Below are 24,321 nucleotides of genomic sequence, written 5' to 3'. Positions count from 1 at the left end.
TATTTCTACTGTCGGCTCATTAACTAATTATCTGACTAAATAACTGTCTCATTAAATAACTATAGCCCTGAAGCGTAAGCGACGAGTTGTTGGCGTTCTGCATCGGTCAATTGAGTGAGATTGCCCAGTGGCATATAGCCAGTTTGTACCGCTGTGACAATTTTGTCTTGATGGATTTTCATATCTGCTGGCGTCTGCAAAATGATGCCCGATGGCGGTGCGGCAAATCCTTGCTGGGTTGGCTGCGCCGCGTGGCAAGTGGTACAACGGGTGTGGACGATATCCATAATGGCATCATCTGCTGAGGCAGTCACAGGTACGACTTCGGTAGCCGCTTCATTGGCAGCGCCAGTTTCGGTAGCAGCACTCATTTCCGAGTTATCGGCTGAACCAGCAGTAACTGGTGGCGTAGTGTCCGATGTAGTGTCTGGTGTAGCGTTTGCTGTAGAAACAGAGGCACTAGCAGCGGGTAATGGCTCAACAGGGGCAGGACGCATCCAAATAATCAATAATACTGTTGCTAATGCCGGAATCCAGAGGAATTTTGGCTTGTGATGCCCCAAGTGTTTTTGATTAAAATAATGACGTACCGTTGCTGTGATGATACCGACAAATACTAACACCAACCAACCGTGCGCATGTGAATACATCATCGGATAGTGGTTGCTAATCATGGTAAAGATAAGCGGCAGGGTAAAGTAGTTATTCATCAGCGAGCGGTTTTTTGCTTGTAGCGCCAAATCCGCCACTTCTTTGCCGGGCTTCACACCGCGGCGCACACAATCTACCAACGCGCGCTGAGCAGGCATAATACCAAAGAAGACGTTCCCCGCCATTACCGTCCCTAAAATGGCACCAATATGAATAAATGAAGCGCGATCACTAAATAGCTGATAAGAGCCCCAGCAAGCGATCACTAGTAATATAAAGATAATACTGCTAAAAATCAGCGAGTTTTTACCAAGACGACTACGAACAATCACTTCATACAGAAAGTAGCTACCAAATAAAAACAATAAGCTGGTCGAAATCGCGCCGATACTGCTGCCAAAAGCGACTTTACTGGGATCAATCAGATAGGCAGTCGCATTGAAATAATAAACGATAGCCAGCATCGCCATGCCAGTAAGCCAAGTGGTATAAGCTTCCCATTTAAACCAATGCAGGGTTTTTGGCATCTCTTCTGGTTCAAGCTTATATTTGGCAATTTCATAAAATCCGCCGCCATGTACCGCCCATAAGTCGCCGGATATACCCTTGTCCGCCTTCCACTGTGGCGGCTTACGTAAACTCATGTCTAGCCAAACAAAGTAAAAGGAGGCGCCAATCCACGCCACGCCAGCGATGACGTGAAACCAGCGGAAAAATAAAGCGACCCAGTCGAGAAGATATGCACCCATGCGCGAATTGTCCTTTTCTTTGCAATACTTTTTTATTCAATGTTTGGTTCAGCGTTCTGTCGTTAATTGAAAACGGTAAAACAGACAGCTATAAATCCATTAAGCCATTCATTTATGAACCGCGATAGGTACTATAGCCGTGTGCGCTGAGCAGTAGCGGTACATGGTAATGACCGCCATCACTGATCATAAAATCGATGACTACTTGCGGGTAAAATGCCGTGAGATTTTGCGCGTCAAAATAGGCTTGGGTCGCAAACGTCAAGGTATAACGGCCAACATCTAAATGATATTTAGCGATATCGATACTAGTATCAAATTTCCAGCTGTCAGCGGCAACTCGACCATCGGCGTTGGTGACACCTGTTGCCAATAGATAGGTCTCACCGTTTGCAGGCACGCGGTGGAGGGTGACTGCGATATCAGCGGCAGGTTTGCCAAGATGGGTATCTAAAATGTGGGAAGAGAGAGTGCCTGACATGATCATTCCTTTTATATATTAAAAATAAGCACATTTGCTTTAAGCAGTGCCGAGTAGTTTTTGTAAGCGCAAACGGGTAATTTTATTTTGCTCAGTAGCCGCATTTAGTAGCTCAGTGGCGCGGTCGTTTGGCAGGCGTGTGAGTAATAAATCCAGCATTTCTTGCGCGCTTTTGCCCGTCGCAAAGACGATAAAGATAAAGCCAAATTTAGCAAGATACTCTTGATTGCCTTTTGCCAATGCTTCAATGACATCCATGTCAGCATTATTGGCACCAGATTGCTCATGCGCCGCGCTGTCTTGCGTATTGCGGTATTTTTCTTTTAATGAGTCAACGTTGCCGATTTGTGGATGACCATCAAAGGCCTCAAGCAAATTGGCTTCTTGGGTTTGCGCTTGCTGCCAAGCCTTGTCGCTACTGGCAAGTAGGTCGTCTATATCTGCAAAAGGGCGAGCGCCTGCTACGTCATGCGCCCATTTGCTGCTAGTGCAGCAGGTCAATAGTTTTGAGAGTGCTTCGTCTGGCGAGAGGGCATTAAATTGCGCTAGTGTTAAGCTCACGGTGACATCCTTTTCATTTAAATTTAAAACTCTTTACCCCACTCTCAACTCATTTTTCTAATGTTATTGGTTTACTTAGTTTTTAAAATTTCAGTTAAAACAATTAGAATTTTAAATTCTATAAAAATCAAAAGCCTACGATAAGTTGAGATTGGCGTAACTCTTTATTCTTATGTTTAATTGAGTGATAAGTGGTTTAATAACATCCATTCTGCTTAAACCTGACCATTTGGTCAACTGTTTTATGCAAATTATTTTTATACGCTGGTGAAAACCCTGCTATATTTTCGCTAAATAAAAAATAAAATTGGCTTATCAGTGCTGTTATATGTTGCAATATGGCTACTTATTTATCCTCCTATCCAATGGTTTATCTTATGACCCAACCTAATCAAACATCTCAAGCGTCCGATTCTGAGGCGCCTATTCATCGTAATCAGCAAGATATCCGCGCCCAAAATCAAGCAGTAATTTTGGCAGCTGCAGAAGAAGAGTTTGTATTACAAAGCTATCGCGGCGCTACGATGCAGGGCATTGCTGATCGGGCAGGACTACCAAAAGCCAATGTCCATTACTACTTTAAAAATAAAAAAAACCTCTACAAAATGGTTTTGCGCTCTATTATTGAAGAATGGAACGATGGTTTGGTGACAATGACCGTCGATAGCGACCCAAAAGCCGTGATAGAGAAGTTTGTACGCACCAAATTACACCAAGCGTTTGTGCATCCAAACCGTCATAAATTGTTTGCGTTAGAGGTCATCGGCGGCGCCCCATATTTACATGACTTTATGTCGACAACCATGAAAGAGTGGGCGCTTGATAAATCACAAGTGATGAAAACTTGGCATGAGCAAGGCAGAATTGGCATCGCTGACCCATTGCAGCTGTTGATTTTGATTTGGGCAACGACGCAGCGTTATGCAGAATTTGAAACAGAAATCGTCGGTCTGCTACAAAAAGACGCTTATGATAAGCAAGATGAAGCGCGCGCGGCTGACTTCTTAATACCCTTTATTCTGCGCGGTTGCGGGCTTGAATAGCGGATTTTACATAGCGCGCCATTTATTCAACCAAGCCCGCTGCCGTTATAACGGCTGACCTTCAACCTCACTTTTCGGCAACACGCGCACAGGTTTTAGACCATCTTCTATATGTTGATCAGACGTATCAAACTCGACGCCATAGTTCTTTGGCAAAATCATATCCAACGTGATAGCGACGATACCTGACATGGTCACTGCCGAGCCAAAGATATTGCGGAACAGCTGCGGCGTTTGCGCAAAGACATCAGGAACAAACGCGATACCCATCGATAAACCAAGCGAAGTCGCAATAATTAAGATATTACGGTGGGTAAAATTTACTGTGGATAGGATGCGGATACCCGCAGTAGCAACGGTTGCGAACATCAATAGCGTCACGCCGCCAACCACAGGCTTTGGCAGCTGCGTAAAGATAGCGCCAAGGATAGGGAATAGCCCCATGGTAAATAAAATCGCCGCCACATAAAAACCCACATAGCGGCTGGCGATACCAGTCATTTGAATGACGCCGTTATTTTGGCTAAAGGTAGTGACCGGAAAGGTATTAAATACCGCGGCAATCCACGAATTGATCCCATCACCTAGCACGCCGCCTTTGATACGCTTTTCGTAGACAGGACCTTGAATAGGTTCGCCTGAAATCATTGAAGTTGCGGTCAAATCGCCTGAGGTTTCGATACTGGTAATGATATACATAAAGGCAATCGGAATAAACGCTTGCCAATCAAAGCTTAAACCGTATTTAAAAGGAATAGGGACGGTAAGTAATGGCGCTTCAGAGACTAAAGAGAAGTCAATACGCCCCATCAACATCGCCGCAAATAAGCCCAACATCAGACCGATAAAAATAGCGCTTGAGCGAATCACTTTATTATTGACGATGCTAATCAGCACCACGCTGACCAGCACCCCGCCGCCCAGTAGTAAATTTTCCATACTACCAAAGTTTTCGGCACCAACCCCGCCCGCCAAATCAGTCAGACCTGTTTTGGTTAAAGACAAACCAATGGTGACAATGACGCAGCCAGTAACGATAGGGCTCATCAAAGATTTAAGTTTGGTGATGAACTGGCTTAAAAATATTTCGACAAATGCGCCGAAGAATGACACGCCAAAGATGACAGAAAGAATCTCCTCTGGGCTACCGCCTTTATTTTTTACCACAAAACCTGCGGCAAGGACGGCAGCCAAAAAGCCAAAACTGGTGCCCTGTAATGCCATCAGCCCCGAGCCGACGGGCCCGACTTTACGGGTCTGAATAAAGGTGGCGACCCCTGATACCATCAGTGACATGCTAATCAGATAGGGGATGTGCTCTCCCAATCCCAAAGCGCCACCAATGATTAAAGAGGGCGTGATAATACCAACGAAAGCGGCAAGTACGTGCTGTACCGCCCCTAAGAAAGCTTTTGCAGGAGCAGGGCGGTCATGCAGTCCATATAATAAATCAGGGTTTCCTTGAGTAACTTCACTCATTTTGGCTTTCTCCTAAAGTGTCTTTTAGTCCAATCTCTGAAGGTAGACCTAAACAGCGTAGGAAAACTGATGATTTGAGAGTTGAGTCCGTGACTTAAAAAAGCCTTTCAGTAAACTCTAGATCTTCATCTTGTTTCTCTAGCTATCTAAGCATTTACTAATTTTCCAACAGAGAGTCGCACTTTTCCGTGTGCTAATAAATAAAAGCAGCTCACCATTATTTATCAATATTGCCAGATATGGTGATTAAAACCTGACTAATTAGTCAGCTATCTAAGGGTATAGCGAAAGCCTTGCTTATTGCAATGTTTTTTTTGCGATTAAAATATTAATTTGTTTCATCTCGGCGATTTAACAAAACCTTAATGCGCTTATGACAAATAAAATTACGACTGCTATTAAGTACTTAATAGCAGTCGATGTTAGGTGCTGCTTAACTTTCAAAATGTCGTCTATCTTATTGAATTAAATTCCTTACTTTATTTATTGCCAAATTGTTAATACTTCGTTATTATGCCTGTCATATTTCAAATGCTAATCATTATCATTAGTGTTAATCATGTTATTTCTATACGCCAATCTCAACTTATCGTAGGCTTTTGATTTTTATAGAATTTAAAATTCTAATTGTTTTAACTGAAATTTTAAAAACTAAGTAAACCAATACCTTAGAAAAACAAGTTGAGAGTGGGGTTTCTATATGTATTTGTTGATTGAGTAGGCGTGGTCAATCAATAAAACACAAAAATTTTAATAGAAAATAAAAAGCAAAATCCCAAATTGTTTTTTTCGGACCATCTTTTTCAAACTGTCTTTCTAAAGTGGCACTTAAATCCTTCAATCCTAATAGTAAGTAAAGTGAGTGTGTTATGCGTGAAGTTAAGTCAGCAACATTTTCTAATCAATTAACGGTGTTATCGGTCGCTGTTTCAGCAATTCTGTGTTCACAGCTGGCGGTTGCGGCAACGGATGTGCCTAGTACGACCTTACAAACCATCACCGTAACTGCCAATAGCTCGGTACGTGAAAAGGTGCAAGAGGATGGCGTCGATGTCGAAGACTATACGCCTGCACAGCAAGCGAGCCATTTAAGCGATTTTTTAAATGTGGTGCCAGGCGTGACCATAGGTGGTACGTCAGCGGTCAACCAGCGCATTCGTATTCGCGGTCTTGAAGATAGCAACCTAAAAGTCACCATTGATGGCGCGCGCCAAGAAGGCAAGCTGTTCTATCATATGGGCGATATCACCATTGATCCTGATTTGCTCAAACAAGCGGATGTGGCAGTGGGTAACAATTCTGTCACGCTCGGTAATGATGCACTTGGCGGCGCGGTTGCTTTTAAAACGGTCGATGCCGCTGACTTACTTAAACCTGGTCAAAAGATTGGTGCCAAGCTAAAAGCAGGTTATGCCAGTAATAATGATGAGCTACTGACGTCAGCCACGGTTTTTGGCGCACCATCTGATAATGTCGATTTATTGGCTTATTATGGCAAGCGTGATACCAGCTCGGGTGAAGACGGTGAAGGCCGTGAGTTGTTTGAAGACAGTGAGAGCGAGAGCTTCTTATTAAAAGCCGGTGCTTATGTTGGTAATGACCATCATGTAGGTGCAAGCTTTAGCCGTACTGAGAAAGAAGGGATTTTCCCATTCCGTCCAGATTTTCCTCGTCTTCCTAATGACGGCGGTCCTAATGTAATCCCGCAAAAAGTAAAGCGCGATACTTATACCCTTGATCACAACTTTAACCCAGCAAACTCACTGGTCGACGTTGATACCACCATTTATCAAACTGAAACACAGATTTTACGTGATTCTTACTATGTAGGTAACTTTGAATTTGATGCACAGGTAAAAACCACTGGCGCTAAAATTGAAAACACCAGTGTGATTGATGCAACGTCAGGACGCCATAAACTGATTGCAGGGTTAGAGCACTACAAAAAAGAGTCAGACTATAGTGGGCTTGATCGTACAACAAAACTACCCGTATCAGGAACTGATGAAGCTAAAAATACGTCAGTATATCTAGAAGACCAATGGCAAATGGGCAAGTTTAGCCTAACGCCAGGCGTGCGTTATGACCGCTATGAAGCACCTGATTTTATTGCTGGTGGCAAAACCTATGATAATGTCGTCGGTGCACTTGCCGCAAGCTATGAGATTGCACCGAGTACGCAGGTTTTTGCTAGCTATACTCAGCTGTTCAATGGCCCAGATTTAGGCCAAGCTATCTTCAATCGAGATGGTGCTGGCACTGTGGCTAACAACGACTTAAAAGCAGAAGAGGGTGATAATACCGAAGTAGGCATCGTCACAACATTGCGTGATCTCACTACGGCTAATGATTCTCTACAACTAAGCGGTAAATATTTTGAAACCAATATCGAAAACTATATTGAATTTATACGCTCAGGTTTAAGCTGTGGACCAAATCTTGGAAATGATTGCCAAGGTGCGGTCAATAAAGACGAAGATTATAAAATCAAAGGTGTTGAGCTTGCCGCTGATTATAAAATGAATAACTTTAGTATGGGTTTAAGCTATGCTCATGCTCGTAGTAAGGGTGAAGATACTGGTTATAGTTTTTATTCACAAACAGGATCAGCATCAGATGCTGGTGATAAATACATGGTCAATCTAGCCTATCAGCCAACCGATACTACCGAGCTTGGCTGGCGCAGTACCTATGTCGCCCCTGTCACCCAGACCTTTATAAGTAGAGGGGAAGTTACAGAACTTAAAAAACCAAGCTATGATGTGCACGATATCTTTATGAGCTACTTGCCAACACAAGTAGAAGGTCTAAAAGCCACGGTTGGTGTATACAATATCTTTGATGAAACTTATGCCAGTCATGCTTCAAGATTCGATCCTCTAAAAGATGATAGCACTGACTTTGAGCCAGGTCGTAATATCAAAGCTTCTTTAACCTATCAGTTTTAAGCCTGCATTTATTTCTTAGTAGCAAAAGAGCCAGCTTTTTATAAAAAAGAGCTGGCTTTTTTATCGCCATTTTTTGGCACTCAAGCTTTCTTTTTAAACATTACGCTTCGGCTATAGCACCATTAACCCTATATATTCATAAAGAATCAGCACTCATGACTTCACTTTCCTTCTCTTCTTTTGCATCGAATCTGCGTCGTATTTGTCTTTGGATTCACCGTTATACTGGGCTTGTGATGGCAGGCTTTTTAATCATGGCTGGCATTACTGGCTCGTTATTGGCTTTCCATGAAGAGCTAGATGATATGTTTAATTATAAATTGGCTCAAATTGAGCGGCAAGATGGGCCACAGCTTCCTATTGCAACCCTGCACGACAAGGTGATCGCCGCCTATCCAGAGTACAATTTTTCTAGTATGCCAACATCATTAGAAGCGGATAAATCTGCGGTATTCTCGGTCGATAGAGCCAGAGGTCAAAGCGCTAAAAATCAACCTAAAGCCCCGTTTCAAGAGGTTTATGTAAACCCTTATAACGGCGATATCGTAGGAACGCGTGATAAAGACGCGTGGGCGTGGCGTAATACCATGTGGAAAGTATTTTGGTTGCACCGTGATTTATTGCTCGGCGATATTGGTAAGCTGCTGCTAGGTTTGATTGCCCTTATTTGGACGATTAACTGCTTTATTGGCTTTTACTTGACCTTTCCTAGAGCTATTAACGGTAAAAAAGCATTGCAGAAAACTGTACCTAAAACTACGCCTAAAAAACGTGCGTCTTTTATTAAGCGCTGGCTACCGGCGTGGAAAATCCGCCGCAAAACCAATACATTTAAGCTCAATTATGATTTGCATCACGCTTTTGGTTTATGGTTGTGGCTGATGCTATTTGTCATTGCGTGGTCGAGTGTCGGTTTTAATTTAAAATCGGTGTATCAACCCGTAATGCAAGCAGTGGTTGGGTTTGAAGGTAGAGAGGGTAAAAGAGAAGAAAAAGGTAAGTCAAAGACAACAGATAAATCGAGCGAGCAGGCTATGTCAGCCGTTGCACCAATGAGCACTGAAACGGGTAGTAATACCTTTGTTAATAAAGCGAATAGTATTGCGTATTTAACTGAGCAAGCGCATATTGCTGCGCAAAAAAATGGCGTAACCGTACAGCAGACATTGGGTATCCGCAGGCTTACAGAGGAGGGGCAATGGCAAATGCGTTTTAAAACCGACAAAGATGTCGGCACTCACGGTGGTGCCTCGTCTATCACAGTGTCTGCGGCGACTGGCAAAGTTGAAAAGGTTAATTTCGGTTATCAAAGCGCATTTGGTAATAAAATCGACCAATGGTTCTCAACCTTACACATGGGGCATATTGGACAGGGTAACGCTCATTTACTCTATCAAATATTTTTAGCAATGATAGGGTTGGCCGTGGCAGTTTTGTCCGCTACCGGTGTGTATTTATGGGTCAAAGCTCGTCAAAGCCGATTAAAGCAAAAATTGACCATTAAAAATAAATTTTCAAACCATTACGGAAAACCAGCTATTAAAAAACAGTTATAAAACACCCCGTACTTAAACCGTATCGACAATCACGGGTCGGCCTTGATGGTTAAGGACAGTCACATCGACTTTGTATAGCTCTTTCATGGTTTCATGCGTGAGTACATCAACAGGCGCACCGGTTGCCAGTACGCGACCCTCTTTCATCGTCACTACCGTATCGGCAAATTGCGCCGCTTGATTGATGTCGTGCAAGACAATCACCACGGTTTTTTGCTCAGTATGACTCAATTCGCGCAGCTCACGCATCAGACGGCCAGCATGGTACATATCTAGATTGTTGAGCGGTTCATCAAGGAGTAGGTACGGTGTATCTTGGCAGACAATCATCGCAATCAGCACGCGTTGACGTTGACCCCCAGAGAGCGTCGATAAAAAGCGCTCGGCTAACGGCTCAAGCTCAAAGCGTTCGATAATTTCCTGCACTTTTTGCTGATCATCAGCCGTTGGTTGTCCTTGATGATAAGGATAGCGCCCAAACATCAGCAGCTCATGCACACGCAGCCGTCCTTGTACTTGGTTGTCTTGCCCAAGCATGGCTACGGTCTTAGACAGCGTTCGTGCATGACAGCTGACAATATCATGCTCCTCATTACCTATAACGAAACTGACCTGCCCTGATTGTAGCGGTTGCAAGCGCGCCATCACCGAAAACAGCGTCGATTTACCCGCACCATTTGGTCCTATTAAAGCAATCACTTGCGAGGGCGGTAAAGACAGGCTGATGTCATGCAGGATTTGCTGTTTGCCAATATGGTGGGAAACATTATTTATTTTAATCATAGCAGTTCTTGTTTTTAGAAAAATTTAACCGTTGCGTTTTAAAAAGTCATCATTAGCGGCGATAGGTCATAAATATGAGTAATAAAAATACCAAGCCGCCTGCCAATTCAATCACTACTGACAATACACCCGCCATGCCGAGTACTTGCTCAAATATAGTTTGACCGAGGACCAAGCAAATCATCGCCACCAAGCTGACCAATATCAGACGCTCACTGTGATACATATGGCGCGCAATACGATTGGTCAAGGCGCAGACCAGTAAGCCAAAAAAAGTTACCGGACCGACCAAGGCGGTTGCCGTAGCGACTAATACCGCAATGACCGTTAATAGCCCAAAGGCGAGGCGTTGATAGTTGATACCAAGGTTAATTGCTTGTGGTTTGCCCAACATCAAGACATCGCATTGATAGCGCCAGCGCCAGATAAATAGCGCACTGATGACGCAAATAACAAAGCTAATGCCCAAAAGCTGCGGATTGACCGTATTAAACTGCGCGTAACTGGCCGATTGGACTACCACGAAGTCATCGGGGTTAATGAGCCGTGCAACTAGCGCTGATAAGCTGCGAAACAACACGCCAAAGATAACGCCTACCAGTATCAGCCGCGTTAAATCCTGACTGCTTTTTGAAAACAACAGTCGAAACAACAATAACGACGCGCCAAACATGAGGACGATTTCAAGGGTAAATTTGGTAATGGGGTTGATGCTGGTAAAACTAATTGCGCCTAAAAAGAACACCAATAAGCTTTGTAATAACACATACAGTGAGTCAAAGCCCAATAAGGAGGGTGTCAAAATAGGATTGTGGGTCAAGGTTTGAAAGAGCAGGGTTGATACGCCGATGGCATAACCGACGACCATTAGCGCCAGTAATTTTTTACCCCGTAATGGCAGGGCAAAGTCCCAATAGCCGTTGACGTTAAGTGTCAAAAACAGCGTCATCGAGATAAGTAAAATAATCGCGGCAATGGATTTTGGATGACCAGCGATAAAGGTCCAAAGTTTTGCTAAAAGGTTTTGACGACAAGTATCTTCAAGGCTGTCATTGTCTAAAGTAGCATTTGCTAGAGCGCTCTTTTTTGCCGAGCCAGTCTTGGTAGAATTGTCGTTTATAAAGTTATGCTTAGACGATGAGAACATGAATAAATCCTACTATGCTACCTTCAATAGTAACAACGCCAAGCTTATCTAATCAGACAACAGGACGAATAAATTGAGAAAAGTGTTAACAATCAGGCAGCGACAAGATTGCGCTAGGGCTTATTGCTCAGCAGGCGCACGTAATAACAACCATAAAAATATCACCGTGCCGACCACACCAAAAACTGTCGCCACAGGCACTTCAAAAGGATAACGAATGGAGCGCCCGATAATATCACAAAGTAGCACGGCTGATGCGCCCAAGAGCGCGACTGCGGGCAAGCTGCGACGTAGTTTATCGCCCATAATGCGGCTAACGATATTGGGTACGACCAAACCGATAAAGGGAATCATACCAACGGTTACGACGACGACAGCGCTCATCATCGCCACCATGCCAACACCAAGCCACGTCACTTGTCGTTTACTAATCCCCAAGTTTAGCGCGATATTATCGCCTAAACCGACGATGGTCAGTTTATCGGCGATAATATAAGCCAGCACGCATAGTGCGCCCGTCAACCAAAGCAATTCGTAACGTCCAGCTAATACCGAAGAGAAGTCGCCAAATTGCCAAACGCTGAGCATCTGTAGTGATTCCGTTTGGTAGGCGATAAAAGTGGTTATCGCCTCGATAATGCCACCAAAGACAATACCGATCAGTGGAATCATCAAAAAATCCGTCGGCGGAACGCGATGTATCAGCAGCATAAAGAGCATCATGCCCGCGACTGCCGCAATAGTTGCGACACCCATTTTGACCAGTAGCGCGCTGGCTGGGAACAATAAACTGACTACCAGTAATCCCAATGCGGCGCTTTGGGTTGCCCCAACCATCGAGGGTTCTACGAAGCGGTTTTTCAGCACCACTTGAATAATCATCCCAGCCACCGCCATCGCGATACCCGTCAAAATAATGGCAACGGTGCGCGGAATACGGCTCACTAACATTAATGAACTATCAGAGTTGGCGCTTTGACTGATAAGGCTTTGCAAAATACCTGACCACGAAAAATCTGCTACACCAATGGATAAGCTTAATAACACCAAAAGCCCCATAATAATGAGGCTGGCTGTGTTTATTAACCACGGCGGTATCGCAGCGCGGCGCTGTTTATCACGGGCGTAGCGGCTGCCACTACTTGCACTCGGCTGCCAGCTTGATGGCGCAGCTGGCAGAGTAGAGCTGGTTTTAACGCTGGCTTGAGCACGAGGTGAAAATAATGGCATAACGGCTACTGGCTTACGAATAGAGTGTGAAAAATTTTATGGATAGCAACTGTCATAAGCAACAGCTGCTACTTGTATTTTGTGTAGCGTCAAAATTTATTTTGCCTTAGTAAAGGCGTTTTTAATGGTCGTTAAATCCTGTAGCCACTGATAATAACCACCAAAGGCTAAGTAAGAGTCTGGGCTTAGATACACTACCTGGTCTTTATCCCACGCAGTGGTTTGCGCCACCAATGGGTTGTCCAATACGGCTTTGGCACCCGCACCATCTTCACCGATTGCAGCGCTGCGATCGACGACGAACAACCAATCTGGATTGGTCTTTTGTATGTATTCAAATGAGATAGGCTGACCGTGACGCGCATCAGTGATTTTATCATCTGCCATTGGAATATCTAATACGCTGTGAATAAAACCATAACGCGACTTATCACCATAGGCTGACAGCTTATTGCCATTGACCATAACCACCAAGCCTTTGCCTTTATTTTCTTTGGTTAAGGCTTTGATCTCGTCAATCAGCATGTCAATATTGCCTTGCAATTTTACTGCTTGATCGCTTTTGCCAAATAACGCACCCAAATCGTGTAGGCGCTGCTTGCTTGACTCATAGATATTTGCCGTATCAATGCTCATATCCAGCGTGGGTGCGATACTCGATAGCTCATTGTATTTTTCTGCCATACGCGAGCCGATCAAAATTGCTTGCGGCTGCATGGCGTTCAACGCTTCAAGATCAGGCTCAAATACCGTGCCGACTTCTTTAGGATCAGGATGTACTTTTGACTGTAAGTTATCTAAATGTAGCCCACTTGGCATACCGTCAACCGCTACGTCAAGCGCCGCCAAATCTTGCATCAAGGTCATATCATAAACGACCAATGGTGATGGATTCATGGCCAAATCGACTTTACCTTTTACCGTATCAACTGCGATGGTCGCAACAGAAACGTTGTCATTTTCAGCCACATTCGAGGCCGCATCAGCCGTTTGGTTTTCAGCTTTGGTTTCTGTTATCTCATTATCACTTGAATCAGGCGAACTACAACCTGCTAAGCCAACACTAGCAATGAGTGCGGTCATCATGGCAGTCAATAATGGACGTTTAACAAGGAGGCTTGCGGTACGATTAGAACATAAAGTAGTAGACATAAATAACTCGGTATATCAAAGGTTTGGTTGGTATTGTTATAAGAATGCTAAAAAACAGCAGAATAATGATAAAAAATAGCGGCTTTATAATTAAAGTTTTACGATCATTTGCTATTTTTACTATAAAAACAACTGCCATAATAAAGTAATTGAGACTTATTATCAATATTAACGATAATGGTTTTTATTAACTGACTTTTCATTCATTAAATTTTTAGTTTTAAACAACTTTGCTCAAGAACTTTGCTTAAGATAGGCAGTAAAAAAATGGAGAGATTAATAATTTACTATTGATAATAGTTATCGTTTGCATTATTATCTACGCTATTCTATAACGGTTAAATGTTAGGGTGTTATGAGTTCAACGGATTTAGAGGCGCCACCACTTAGATTGATACTTATCGCTATTATTTTAGTGGTCGGGCTACACCTGCTTACCGCAATCGCTTTGGTGATCATCAAAGCGCCTATGCTTAAAGATGAGCCCATTAAAGAGACGCCGCCGCTTGAAATCCAAATGGTCACATTACCTACTCAACCCATCGAAAACGTGGTTACTGAGGTAGAGGAAGTGCCGCAAAGTAAAGCTGAATCTATACCAACGCCTAAACCCGAACCCAAGCCTGAACCAAAAACGCAACAAAAAATGAAAGCGGTTACGCCAGTAGATCCAGTAGTAAGAGAAGAAGAACCAATCGTTCAGAAAGAAAAACCTGTACAGACGCCGCCTATAAAAGAACCACCTGTAAAGAAAAAAATAGAAGACAAGCCACCAGTTATTGATAAGTCAGTCGCTGACGAACAGCGCCGTATAATAGCTGCGCAGGCAGAAAAGGCAGCGCAACAAGCGGAAAGACAAGCGCAAGCAAAAGCGCTGCAAGAAGCGCAGGCGCAAGCGGCTCGTGACGCTCAAGCGCAGGCAGACGCCAATGCCGCTAAAGAGGCGGCGCAAAAAGCAGCGCAGGCAAAGGCTGAAAGAGAAGCGGAAGCCGCTGCTCGAGCAAAAGCAGAGGCTGCGGCAAGTAATGAGCCTGTCAATTTTACCGCCAGTGCTGCGAACTGGGCATCGGCGCCAAACTTTAGCTTTCCTGACCGCGCCGCTCGCCGCGCCCGTTCGGGAGATACGCTCAACGTGGTGTTGGTATTAAGAGTCAATAAACAAGGCGGTATCGATAGCATACGTGTGGCCCAATCGTCAGGAAATCCGCTGTTAGATAAAGAAGCACAGCGCCAAGTGCGTTCAGGTAAATTCAAACCCTTTACCAAAAACGGCGCGCCAGTGGTCGGCAATGTCACCCTGCCAATTGCCTATGCGGTTCCTTAAATATAAAAGACTGGGTGTAGAAAAGCGCATTTATACAAGCAGATATAAAACAACCGACACATACAAAATATAGTGAAACACAGCGAAATATAGCAACGATGTACGAAAATAGTTATCAAAACTCGTACTGCTAACAATCATAAAATGACAAGTAACGACATCCCACATTAAGGAGTCTGATATGGACTTTACAACCTACTGGCAATATAGCGATATGGTGACCAGAACCTTATTCTTTTTGCTTCTTATTTTATCTATTGCCTCTTGGGTGACGGGTATCATTCGCATATTGCAAAGTCGCAAACTGGCAGCTAGCGTCGCCGATGATTTGAGTGCGCAGATTCATAGTAAGCAGGTCAGTTTGGTTGAAAGCGATGCCGCGTCTCGGCGTTTGGTGATTGAGCAGACGTTACTCAAGCATATCGGTCGCTATCGTTTTGCCAGTGAGCGCGGTTTGCCGATACTTGGTACGACAGCAGCAATCGCGCCGTTTATCGGTCTGTTTGGCACGGTCTGGGGTATTTTCCATGCGCTGCATAATATCGGTGTTAGTGGTCAAGCAGGATTAGGACAAGTGGCAGGACCTGTCGGTGAAGCCCTTATTATGACCGGTCTAGGGATTGCTGTTGCGATTCCGGCGGTGGTGTTTTATAACCTTGCGATACGTATCAATCGCCGCGTCATGTATCACGCCAATGATAGAGCGCATGATTTATTGGCACAATCTAGCGAGCTTGCTGCAGTGCAACAAGCGCCAATTCAAAAGCCAGCAGTCCAACGTGATACTACTAATCAAGTAACGCAGTTAACGAAGCAGTCAAATGCAGATAAACAAGCTGAGCATTATCATAAATCCGCACCATCGCAGTTGTAGTGATGGTTCAGTAGAGATAATAAGCCAAAAAAGCACGAGCAGCAAAGACGACAATTAACGGTATTGAGAACAATTATGGCATTTCAATTGGGTGACGATGACAGTCAAAGCATGAATGAGATGAATCTTATTCCGCTTATCGATATCATGCTGGTATTGATGATTATCTTTTTATTGACAGCGACCGTATTGAATCCAACGGTGCCATTGGATTTACCGAAAACCAGTGCCGAGGTCAATGAAACACCGCCCGAGGCGATTCAAATTAGCATCGATAAAGATGCAGGTTTGTTTTGGGATGACAAGCCTATCAGTATAGAAGCATTAGAAGTGCGTCTGCAAGAACAGTCGGCGAATGGCAAGGATCCTTCTATCCAACTGCGTGCCGATAAAGAAAGTAGGTATGATACCGTGGCGCAAGTATTAGCGGCAGCCAGTCAAGCAGGATTAACGAAGGTGGCTTTTGTTAACGAGTAAGGTTTAAACGACTGATTAATACAGTTGAGCAGTAAAAATAGTTTTTAAAACAATAAGCTAGCAAGATAAATAAGTAAGCTTAGTAATAAGAAAATAACCACGACAATAACAAGAATAATTAAAATAATAAACTTTCTCTCCCGCCTCGCTTGGGCAACCTTGCGAGGTTATCTTTTTTTAGCAACCCTTCAATTTAGTAGATTGTATGGCATTCGGTGGGTCATATAGTGAGTGAAAAGTAATATCGATACATCACGCACTGCTGATATCAATTTTTCTTGTTTGCTGTGCCTACGCAGACAGAGGCTACAAAAAATTGATATCAGCAATACCGTCGCGTTTTCAGGATATTTTGACTATATAGCGGGCATTAATCATAGTAATTACCAAGCATAACCAAACGGGCGATAACCATAGCCAAAGTGTCCAGGTCCATAACCGAATGGATACGGCGCGCGCAGATAATCAAGGTCGCGCTGACGCATATAATAGTAGCGTCCTTGTGCGTAGGCTTCCTCAAGTTTTTCGATGCCTTCGAGTGGACAGACAGGCTGCCAATCATAACCTTCGCGGCCAAGTTTATAAGCATTGAGCTCGGTACAGTAGTTTTTTAGACCTTGCTGGCGACCTTGCTCCCACAATACGCGATTTGGCGTTGCGCCAACGACACTTGCGCATTGATTGGTATAATTGCCAAAGTAAGCCCCCGAGCGCCCGAGAAGTCCATCGACATAGCCGACTTCTTGCCAATTGCTATTTTGGCATTGCTCGGGCGTCAGACTTTGGGTGGTCGCGCAGCCCGATAAAGTCAGTAAAGCTACGCCTACTAGCGAGATGGTCAGCCCAGATTTACCCATAAGTTTGGTGACAATTTTATTTACTGATGCAGCAGTCGATGAGTTTTGTTTAATAAGATAATTCATAATAAACCTGCGCGCGTTTAAAATTATGGTTTATCATAGCACCTTTTTAGGCGACCAACTTTTTGCATCTTGTTATCGAATCAGTGGTTTTATGTACTAAGTATTTGATATGCCACTATAAATAGCAAGGCGTTGGTAAATGTCAGGTGTGCCTAGCAACTAGCCCTTTATAGAAGATAGTATTTACGAGCGTTTGTTTTTTAAAGGTTTACGCTCATTATAAGCGACTAGATAGTCGCCGTTTATATTTAAGCTGTTATATAAAGAGCCACGCTGATAGATTATTCAGCACGTTTTAATCACTAGCACACCATTAATTTTGTTAAAAGGTCAGACTGTTATGGGAATGTGGATTGCGATCGCCATTGTACTATTTGTATTAGGGAGTATGATGGCGCTCAAACCTAGCGGTATCGACCAGCGTTTGGATAAGCTGCGTATGACGGCGCGCCGTTTGCAGCTCAATCCCAAGTTAGTTACTTGCCCTGATTGGGTAAAAGGCCGTGACAATGAGTATGGTCGCGGCATGATTGGGCAATATGGTTTGGTGCTCGATAATGTCAAGCTGCCATTAACTCGCTATCAGGTGTTAGATGGACAATGGCGTCCGGCAAGTAACGCCAGCAGTAGTGATAACAATAGCAGCGACAATAAAAGCTTACCCGTACAAGCCAATTTTAGCTTAGATAAAGAGCCATTGGCATTGCCAGTCAGCATCGAACCATTTGTAAAAGCATTATTGGTTAAATCGAATAGCATTATTATTTATTGGGAAGATATTGCTTATGTGCGTCCGGCGACCAATCCTGCTTATCAGCAACAAGCGATTGAAAGCGACTTATTAATCATGAAAGAGAACCTTGAGAAATGGGCATTACAGATGCAAAAGTCGGCATAAAAATCACGCGGCGCTAGTAAAACATTTTTTCGTCTCCATAAAGAGGCAATATGCAAGTCCTTTTGGCAAACTCTCAGTCATTTTAAGTTGACAGCTTAACGCTTAGCAGTGTAACGTCTTTATAACTGTATCTATGCGTTATGGTTATTGTTTGTTTTATAACCGTTTTTATCGGCAGCCATTACTACAATAATTCGCTGAGCCATTATAACTAACTATTATAAATTGCCAGCTGCCGAGTTTATCCTTATTTTAATTTACTTATTATGGTGTCGTCACTTATGGCAAAAACCGCAACCAAAAAAAGCCCAGCCACGGCAAAAGACCAACCCAAAGGCAAGTCTTTGGTGATTGTAGAATCACCCGCCAAGGCAAAAACTATTAATAAATACTTAGGCGACGACTTTATCGTCCGCTCAAGTATCGGTCATGTCCGTGATTTGCCAGTGGGCGCGAGCAAAAGCGCGAAGAAGCCAGCCGCGAGTAAAAAAGATGACAGCCTAAGCAAAGAAGAAAAAACCCAGCAGGCATTGGTACGGCGCATGGGCGTCGACCCAGAACATGACTGGGCGGCTGTCTATGAGGTATTGCCTAATAAGACCAAGGTTATCAAAGAGCTAAAAGCCCTCGCCAAAGACGCTGACAAAATCTATCTAGCAACGGATATGGATAGAGAAGGGGAAGCGATTGCTTGGCATCTCAAAGAAGTCATCGGCGGCGCAGACAGTAAATATGAGCGCGTGGTCTTTAATGAGATTACCAAATCCGCTATTCAAAATGCCTTTAAACAGCCCTCAAAGCTCGATATCGACCGCGTTAATGCGCAGCAAGCGCGGCGCTTTTTAGACCGCGTCGTTGGTTTTATGGTATCGCCGCTACTTTGGCAAAAAGTCGCTCGCGGTCTGTCAGCTGGTCGCGTGCAGTCGGTCGCCATGCGTTTGGTCGTCGAGCGTGAACATGAGATTCGCGCCTTTATTCCAGAAGAATACTGGCAGATTCACGCCGATACTCATGTTGCTGATAGTAAAGCCAAGAAAGCGGCAGACGCTGAGCACATTGCGATTCGTCTAGAGGCAACCAAGCAAGACGGCAAAACGCTAAAGCTTGTTAATAAAGAGCAGACCGATAAAGTCCTAGAAGTTCTTAATTCAAACGACTTTATCGTGAAAGAGCGCGAAGAGAAGCCAACGCAGTCGCGTCCGAGTGCGCCGTTTATCACCTCGACATTGCAGCAAGCTGCCAGTACGCGCTTGGGCTTTTCAGTTAAGAAAACCATGATTTTGGCGCAGCGTTTATACGAAGCTGGTCATATTACTTATATGCGTACCGACTCGACTTTTTTGTCTGGTGATGCATTAGCCGCCGTACGTGGCTATATCGAAGACAGTTATGGCAACAAATACGTGCCAGAAAAGCCAAACTTCTATGGCAATAAGCAAGGCGCACAAGAGGCGCATGAGGCGATTCGTCCGTCTAACGTCAATATGAAATCGACGCAGTTAAAAGGCGTTGAGCGTGATGCCATTCGTCTATATGAGCTGATTTGGCGTCAGTTTGTCGCTTGTCAGATGACGCCTGCGAAATACTTATCCGTGAATCTATTTGTCGCTGCCGGCGATGTCGAGCTAAAAGCACGCGGTCGCACCCTAGTGTTTGATGGCTTTACTAAAGTCATGCCACCAGCGAAGACTGACGATACTTTATTACCTGATGTCAAACAAGGTGATAAGTTAACGCTCGATAAGCTCGATCCTAGTCAACACTTTACCAAGCCGCCACCGCGTTACACAGAGGCAAGCCTTGTCAAAGAGCTTGAGAAAAAAGGCATCGGTCGACCTTCGACTTATGCGTCTATCATCTCAACCATTCAAGATCGCGGTTACGTGAAGCTTGAAAACAAACGTTTATTTGCTGAAAAAATGGGCGATATTGTCACCGACAGATTGACGGCAAGTTTCCCAGATTTGATGGATTATACCTTTACCGCTGCGCTAGAAGACAAGCTTGACCATGTTGCTGAAGGCGATACCGACTGGAAAGATGTCCTCGATAACTTTTATGGCGACTTTAAAAAGACCCTAGATCGTGCCAAAGAAAAAGACGGCATGCGCCCAAATGATCCAACCGATGTGCCAGATGTCCATTGCGATATTTGCGATCGTCCGATGCAGCTACGTACTGGCTCAACGGGTGTATTCTTAGGCTGTACGGGCTATAATTTACCGCCAAAAGAGCGCTGTAAAGGTACCAAGAACTTAATGCCAGTCGAAGCGTTTGCCAATCTTGATGATAGCGACAGCGATGACGAAGCGGCCGAAGTCAAAGATTTGATGGAGAAAAAACGCTGCCCGAAATGTGGTACGGCCATGAATGGCTATATCGTCGACGGTGGTCTTAAGCTGCATATCTGCGGTAATAATCCTGATTGCGACGGCTATATCTTAGAAGAAGGTAAGTTTGAAGTTCCGGGTTCAGATGCGCCAACCATCGACTGTGACAAATGTGATGGACAGATGGAACTAAAAACTGGACGTTTTGGGCCATACTTTGCTTGTCAGAAATGTGATAATACCCGTAAGGTGCTTAAAACTGGTGAAGCGGCACCGCCACGTATGGAGCCAATCCATATGCCGGAGCTAAAATCAACCAAGCATGATGATTACTTTATCTTGCGTGAAGGGGCGGCTGGGATGTTCTTAGCGGCGTCTAAGTTCCCAAAAGTACGCGAAACCCGTCCACCAAAGCTGGCTGAGCTACGTGAAATCAAAGATAAGATGGAAGATAAATTCCAGTATCTGTTTGCAGGTCCAGACGAAGACCCAGATGGCAATCCAACGATTCTACGCTGGTCGCGGAAGAAAAAAGAGCAGTATATTGGCTCTGAAAAAAACGGTAAGGCTACCCGTTGGGGCGTATACTGGCGTAATGGCGAGTGGGTAGAAGAGTAAACCTCTGTAATCACCTTATCTTTAAACCATAAAAAACCTCTTAGATAATCTAAGAGGTTTTTTGCTATTAACTTTTGGGCTATCAGTTCTTTTCGATGATACCGCAAGCAACGCGATCGCCTGCGTTACCAGCAGGCTGGCTCTTATAATCATCAGCACCGCTATGGACGATAAAGGCTAGACGGTTAACACTGTATTTACCTGCATCAGCGGCAGAGATTTTCTTATTCACATAGTTGATAGTAGCAACGCCATTCGCATCGGCGGTTAAGTTCGGCAAGTCGCCCGCATGACCATTCATATCATCAGGATGAGAGTGCGGTTTTTTATCTGGATTAAAGTGACCACCAGCCGCTTTACCCATATCGCCGCAGCTACCCGTTTCATGAATGTGCAATGCCACAGTTTTACCAGGCTGCAGGTTCATGAGCTTACCATAAACTTGGACACCGCCATCTACTGGGCGTAGGAATACTTGACCCACTTCATTTTTATTACCAGCGACTGCATTGATCGTAGATTTTAACGCAGGTTGGTTAAGTGGATTGCCCGTTTGCATTTGACCTTTGACGGTTTGGCAACCTGTCATCGCTAGAGCTGAACCACATAACAGGGCACTTGCAAGCATCGTCTTATTCATTATTATCTCCATTTATATTTATTTGTTGTGATGAATGTCTATTGTTTTATTAAAATACTCAAACATTGCTTAATGTCGCAATCAGTATAGCCAAGGTTTAAATATAACTATTCATTAAATGCGCAACAATCGGTTAATAAATGTAAATAACGTATGCGTTTGAAAAAGGTTTACAGCGTTTTCTTTACTTCGTTTTGCCAAACTAAGGTTTCGCCTGTTGCCATCGTTTGCAATAAATTATAACGAGGCATATCGGTCTGATTATCTGCTGTTGGCGATGTTGGCTATGAGGGTTGTAAGCTTAATGTTAGCTGACTGCTGCTATCACGCATCAAATCAAACAAAGCGGACTCGATTCTATTGCCTGTCTCACCGCAGCCCATTACAGTACTAATAATAGTGCCGACTTTGAAAGTATTATCATTGAGTAAAAAATAAGGCGCGCGCGCGCCGTTACAGCCTGAGCTAAAGGATGCGTACTGATTGTTAGGCCAACTTTCAAAGCTCGCTGAAATAGGATGATCTGGGTGATAAAAATTGCCCAAAGGTTTTCTAGTTAATTCCCCTTTTGCATCATAAGTATTACTGACGGCACTCACCAGCGTCCAATGATACTGCTCTAATAACTCGTTAGTAATGGGCAATCCAGCGGGAGTTGCCAATGCTTTAGTTGAACCTATAAAAATTAAGCGATTACCATTTTCGATATTAAGTGCCAAACGTTTAGGGGCAGCTTGTATAGCGACTGGCGCTGATTGTGATGCTAAATGTGAAGTTGGCAATAACTCAAAATTAAGCCTAACAGGTGCGTACTTAACAAATAACGATTGAATACTATTATCCTCTTTAATTGCAGTATCAGTATTATTGTCGTCATGACAAGTTGTGGGTACTTTAGTAAGATGAGAATAATAGGGATAAGGCGGCGCGGACATCGACTGAAAATCCATCATATACTGTTCACAGCCTTGATAAAATCTGACTGCACTGGGTTCTATTGCTAAGGTAATCGGTGCAAAATTTTCGATGTCGACTATGTTACCGTTTTGATTAATTACTTGCGCCAATTGCCAGTCATAATGAGCTACCCATTGCATTACTTGTGATTCTTTAATTACTCTCTCGTCAGTAAAGTTAGATTTATCTTTAATAACAGGTGCGTTGACGATAGTGGTCTGCCGGATACTATTCGATGGCGCAGACTGGCAACCCATTAATCCCACTGCTACAGACAAGCTGATAATAGTTAATGAGCGCTTTATAGTTGGCAGGAGCATTGTAAAATCCTTTTAAAAAATATGAAAATGAATAGAGGCTAAGGTGTTTTCTTTACTTCGTTTTTCCAAATGAGTGTTTCGCCTGAATCAAAAGTTTGCAATAGGTTATAGCGCGGAAAATCGGTTTGGTTTTTTGACTGAGATTCTGATGAAATAGACGGCTGTAGGCTTAAGCTCAGGGTGCTTTTACTGTTACTAACCAGCTTAGAAAGCTCATTTTCAATTCTATTGCCAGTGATGCCGCAGCCCATGACGGTTTGCATTCCTGAGCCGACCAGCAAGGTATAATCTCTCATCAAAATATATGGACCACCGACGCCATTACAGTTTGAGTTAAATGACGCATATTGACTATCATCATATCCTCTAAATATCAACGATACTGGAAACTCTGGATGATAAAAATCACCAATAGATTGTCGAGATATAATCTTTCTATTAACATCAAAAGTATTACGAACGGCGCTCTTTAGCTGCCAATCGTAACGCTCTAGTAATGCATTATCAATTGGTAATCCCGTTGGTTTTCTAAAGGCTAGAGGCTTACCTGTGAATATTAATGTATTGCCATTCTCGATTTTAATCATCAAATTTTTCGGTGCCATTTGAATGTTGTCGAGCTTATTTTCTGCTACTGCTGACAGCGTAATCCCTAATTTTAATAGGCCGCTTTTAGGAAATAGCGCTTCTATATCGCCTTGATTCATTTTATTGCTAGGGGTGTTTTTACAGTCAGAGGGTTTTTGTCTAAGATCGCTACCATACTCAAAAGGTGGCGCATCCATCCACCCAAAGACGATTGAAAAATGCTGGCAGCCTTGAGATAAGCTTAATGAGCTGGGCGCGACTGCTAAAGTAATGGGATTAGCCGTGTCGATATTAATAAGGTTTCCTTTCTGATCTTTGACGTGTGCCAATTGCCACTGATAATGGCTTGCCCATTGCAGAGTTGTGGCTTTAGTAGGTTCTGGAGCCTGCCCTTTAATAGCTGGCGTTTGCTGTGTTGGCGCAGACGTCATCTTGTCGGGAACAGGAAGTGTTGTCATAATGCTCGGAACAACGTTAGGCTGACAACCCATTAGACTTACTGAAAACCAGACAGCTGAACATGCACATAGAGCGAAACGATTTAAAATCAAGTGTTTCAAAATCATAATTATTACCAAATAAACATTTGTCT

Annotated in this window: 20 protein-coding genes; 8 read left to right on the top strand and 12 right to left on the bottom strand. The window is 43.7% G+C overall.

All coding sequences use genetic code 11. The annotated features are described in order from the left end of the window. Positions 1-59: 59 nt before the first annotated feature. The 3 genes from AB8P72_RS10235 to uraD all read right to left on the bottom strand — a co-directional run bounded on the left by AB8P72_RS10235 (position 60) and on the right by uraD (position 2,442). Positions 60-1,400: a urate hydroxylase PuuD gene (locus AB8P72_RS10235; protein WP_068407219.1), complete on the bottom strand. Its 1,341-nt coding sequence runs from the start codon at positions 1,398-1,400 to the stop codon at positions 60-62. Between the two features lie 112 nt (positions 1,401-1,512). Then, on the bottom strand, positions 1,513-1,881 hold the full coding sequence (uraH, locus tag AB8P72_RS10230) for a hydroxyisourate hydrolase (RefSeq protein WP_068407216.1): 369 nt from the start codon (positions 1,879-1,881) through the stop codon (positions 1,513-1,515). A 39-nt stretch (positions 1,882-1,920) separates the two neighbouring features. After that, entirely contained in the window at positions 1,921-2,442 is a 522-nt protein-coding gene (gene uraD, locus AB8P72_RS10225; protein WP_068407214.1) for a 2-oxo-4-hydroxy-4-carboxy-5-ureidoimidazoline decarboxylase, read from the bottom strand. Between the two features lie 377 nt (positions 2,443-2,819). Between uraD and AB8P72_RS10220 the strand changes: the two genes are divergently transcribed. Beyond that, positions 2,820-3,485: a TetR/AcrR family transcriptional regulator gene (locus AB8P72_RS10220; RefSeq protein ID WP_068407211.1), complete on the top strand. Its 666-nt coding sequence runs from the start codon at positions 2,820-2,822 to the stop codon at positions 3,483-3,485. A 45-nt stretch (positions 3,486-3,530) separates the two neighbouring features. Here the strand turns inward: AB8P72_RS10220 and AB8P72_RS10215 are convergent, their stop codons facing one another. Then, on the bottom strand, positions 3,531-4,964 hold the full coding sequence (locus tag AB8P72_RS10215) for a nucleobase:cation symporter-2 family protein (protein WP_313205798.1): 1,434 nt from the start codon (positions 4,962-4,964) through the stop codon (positions 3,531-3,533). Positions 4,965-5,833: 869 nt separating this feature from the next. Here AB8P72_RS10215 and AB8P72_RS10210 point away from each other — a divergent pair. Beyond that, entirely contained in the window at positions 5,834-7,912 is a 2,079-nt protein-coding gene (locus AB8P72_RS10210; protein WP_369957722.1) for a TonB-dependent receptor domain-containing protein, read from the top strand. Between the two features lie 155 nt (positions 7,913-8,067). After that, positions 8,068-9,468, top strand: a complete 1,401-nt coding sequence (locus AB8P72_RS10205; RefSeq protein ID WP_369957721.1) for a PepSY-associated TM helix domain-containing protein — start codon at positions 8,068-8,070, stop codon at positions 9,466-9,468. A 12-nt stretch (positions 9,469-9,480) separates the two neighbouring features. On the opposite strand, the gene AB8P72_RS10200 is transcribed toward AB8P72_RS10205, so the two are convergent. The 4 genes from AB8P72_RS10200 to AB8P72_RS10185 form a co-directional block, all read right to left on the bottom strand. Then, positions 9,481-10,251 (bottom strand): ABC transporter ATP-binding protein, encoded by a 771-nt coding sequence (locus AB8P72_RS10200; RefSeq protein WP_201589227.1) that lies wholly within the window; start codon positions 10,249-10,251, stop codon positions 9,481-9,483. Between the two features lie 52 nt (positions 10,252-10,303). Beyond that, on the bottom strand, positions 10,304-11,398 hold the full coding sequence (locus AB8P72_RS10195) for an iron chelate uptake ABC transporter family permease subunit (protein ID WP_191690455.1): 1,095 nt from the start codon (positions 11,396-11,398) through the stop codon (positions 10,304-10,306). Between the two features lie 120 nt (positions 11,399-11,518). Further along, positions 11,519-12,628 carry an ABC transporter permease gene (locus tag AB8P72_RS10190; RefSeq protein WP_223808516.1) on the bottom strand — a complete coding sequence of 370 codons (1,110 nt, stop codon included), beginning with the start codon at positions 12,626-12,628 and terminating at the stop codon, positions 11,519-11,521. 96 nt (positions 12,629-12,724) lie between these two features. Then, on the bottom strand, positions 12,725-13,780 hold the full coding sequence (locus AB8P72_RS10185; RefSeq protein WP_369957720.1) for a siderophore ABC transporter substrate-binding protein: 1,056 nt from the start codon (positions 13,778-13,780) through the stop codon (positions 12,725-12,727). Positions 13,781-14,135: 355 nt separating this feature from the next. On the opposite strand from AB8P72_RS10185, the gene AB8P72_RS10180 reads away from it, so the two are divergent. The 3 genes from AB8P72_RS10180 (at position 14,136) to AB8P72_RS10170 (ending at position 16,455) form a co-directional block, all read left to right on the top strand. Continuing rightward, a complete protein-coding gene (locus AB8P72_RS10180) occupies positions 14,136-15,104 on the top strand; it encodes an energy transducer TonB (protein WP_369957719.1) in 969 nt (322 codons plus the stop codon). A 181-nt stretch (positions 15,105-15,285) separates the two neighbouring features. Next, positions 15,286-15,978, top strand: coding sequence for a MotA/TolQ/ExbB proton channel family protein (locus AB8P72_RS10175; protein WP_201589216.1), 693 nt, complete (start codon positions 15,286-15,288; stop codon positions 15,976-15,978). Positions 15,979-16,053: 75 nt separating this feature from the next. Next, positions 16,054-16,455: a biopolymer transporter ExbD gene (locus AB8P72_RS10170; RefSeq protein WP_068407187.1), complete on the top strand. Its 402-nt coding sequence runs from the start codon at positions 16,054-16,056 to the stop codon at positions 16,453-16,455. A gap of 383 nt (positions 16,456-16,838) precedes the next feature. On the opposite strand, the gene AB8P72_RS10165 is transcribed toward AB8P72_RS10170, so the two are convergent. Then, on the bottom strand, positions 16,839-17,378 hold the full coding sequence (locus tag AB8P72_RS10165; protein WP_369957718.1) for a DUF2799 domain-containing protein: 540 nt from the start codon (positions 17,376-17,378) through the stop codon (positions 16,839-16,841). 340 nt (positions 17,379-17,718) lie between these two features. On the opposite strand from AB8P72_RS10165, the gene AB8P72_RS10160 reads away from it, so the two are divergent. Then, on the top strand, positions 17,719-18,276 hold the full coding sequence (locus AB8P72_RS10160; protein ID WP_369957717.1) for a hypothetical protein: 558 nt from the start codon (positions 17,719-17,721) through the stop codon (positions 18,274-18,276). A 281-nt stretch (positions 18,277-18,557) separates the two neighbouring features. After that, entirely contained in the window at positions 18,558-21,224 is a 2,667-nt protein-coding gene (gene topA / locus AB8P72_RS10155; RefSeq protein ID WP_369957716.1) for a type I DNA topoisomerase, read from the top strand. Positions 21,225-21,306: 82 nt separating this feature from the next. Here topA and AB8P72_RS10150 read toward each other — a convergent pair whose 3' ends face one another. The 3 genes from AB8P72_RS10150 to AB8P72_RS10140 form a co-directional block, all read right to left on the bottom strand. Next, on the bottom strand, positions 21,307-21,864 hold the full coding sequence (locus tag AB8P72_RS10150; RefSeq protein ID WP_068407176.1) for a superoxide dismutase family protein: 558 nt from the start codon (positions 21,862-21,864) through the stop codon (positions 21,307-21,309). A 284-nt stretch (positions 21,865-22,148) separates the two neighbouring features. Continuing rightward, the gene (locus tag AB8P72_RS10145) at positions 22,149-23,141 is read right to left on the bottom strand and encodes an META domain-containing protein (RefSeq protein ID WP_369957715.1); all 993 of its coding nucleotides are present in this window, start codon (positions 23,139-23,141) and stop codon (positions 22,149-22,151) included. A 38-nt stretch (positions 23,142-23,179) separates the two neighbouring features. Continuing rightward, positions 23,180-24,295, bottom strand: a complete 1,116-nt coding sequence (locus AB8P72_RS10140) for a hypothetical protein (protein ID WP_369957714.1) — start codon at positions 24,293-24,295, stop codon at positions 23,180-23,182. Positions 24,296-24,321: the final 26 nt, after the last annotated feature.

This window comes from Psychrobacter sp. CLB018 (genome assembly GCF_041222815.1).
Classification (GTDB): domain Bacteria; phylum Pseudomonadota; class Gammaproteobacteria; order Pseudomonadales; family Moraxellaceae; genus Psychrobacter; species Psychrobacter faecalis.
Note: the sequence above shows the minus strand (reverse complement) of the source record. Positions and strands in the feature narration are given on the sequence as shown.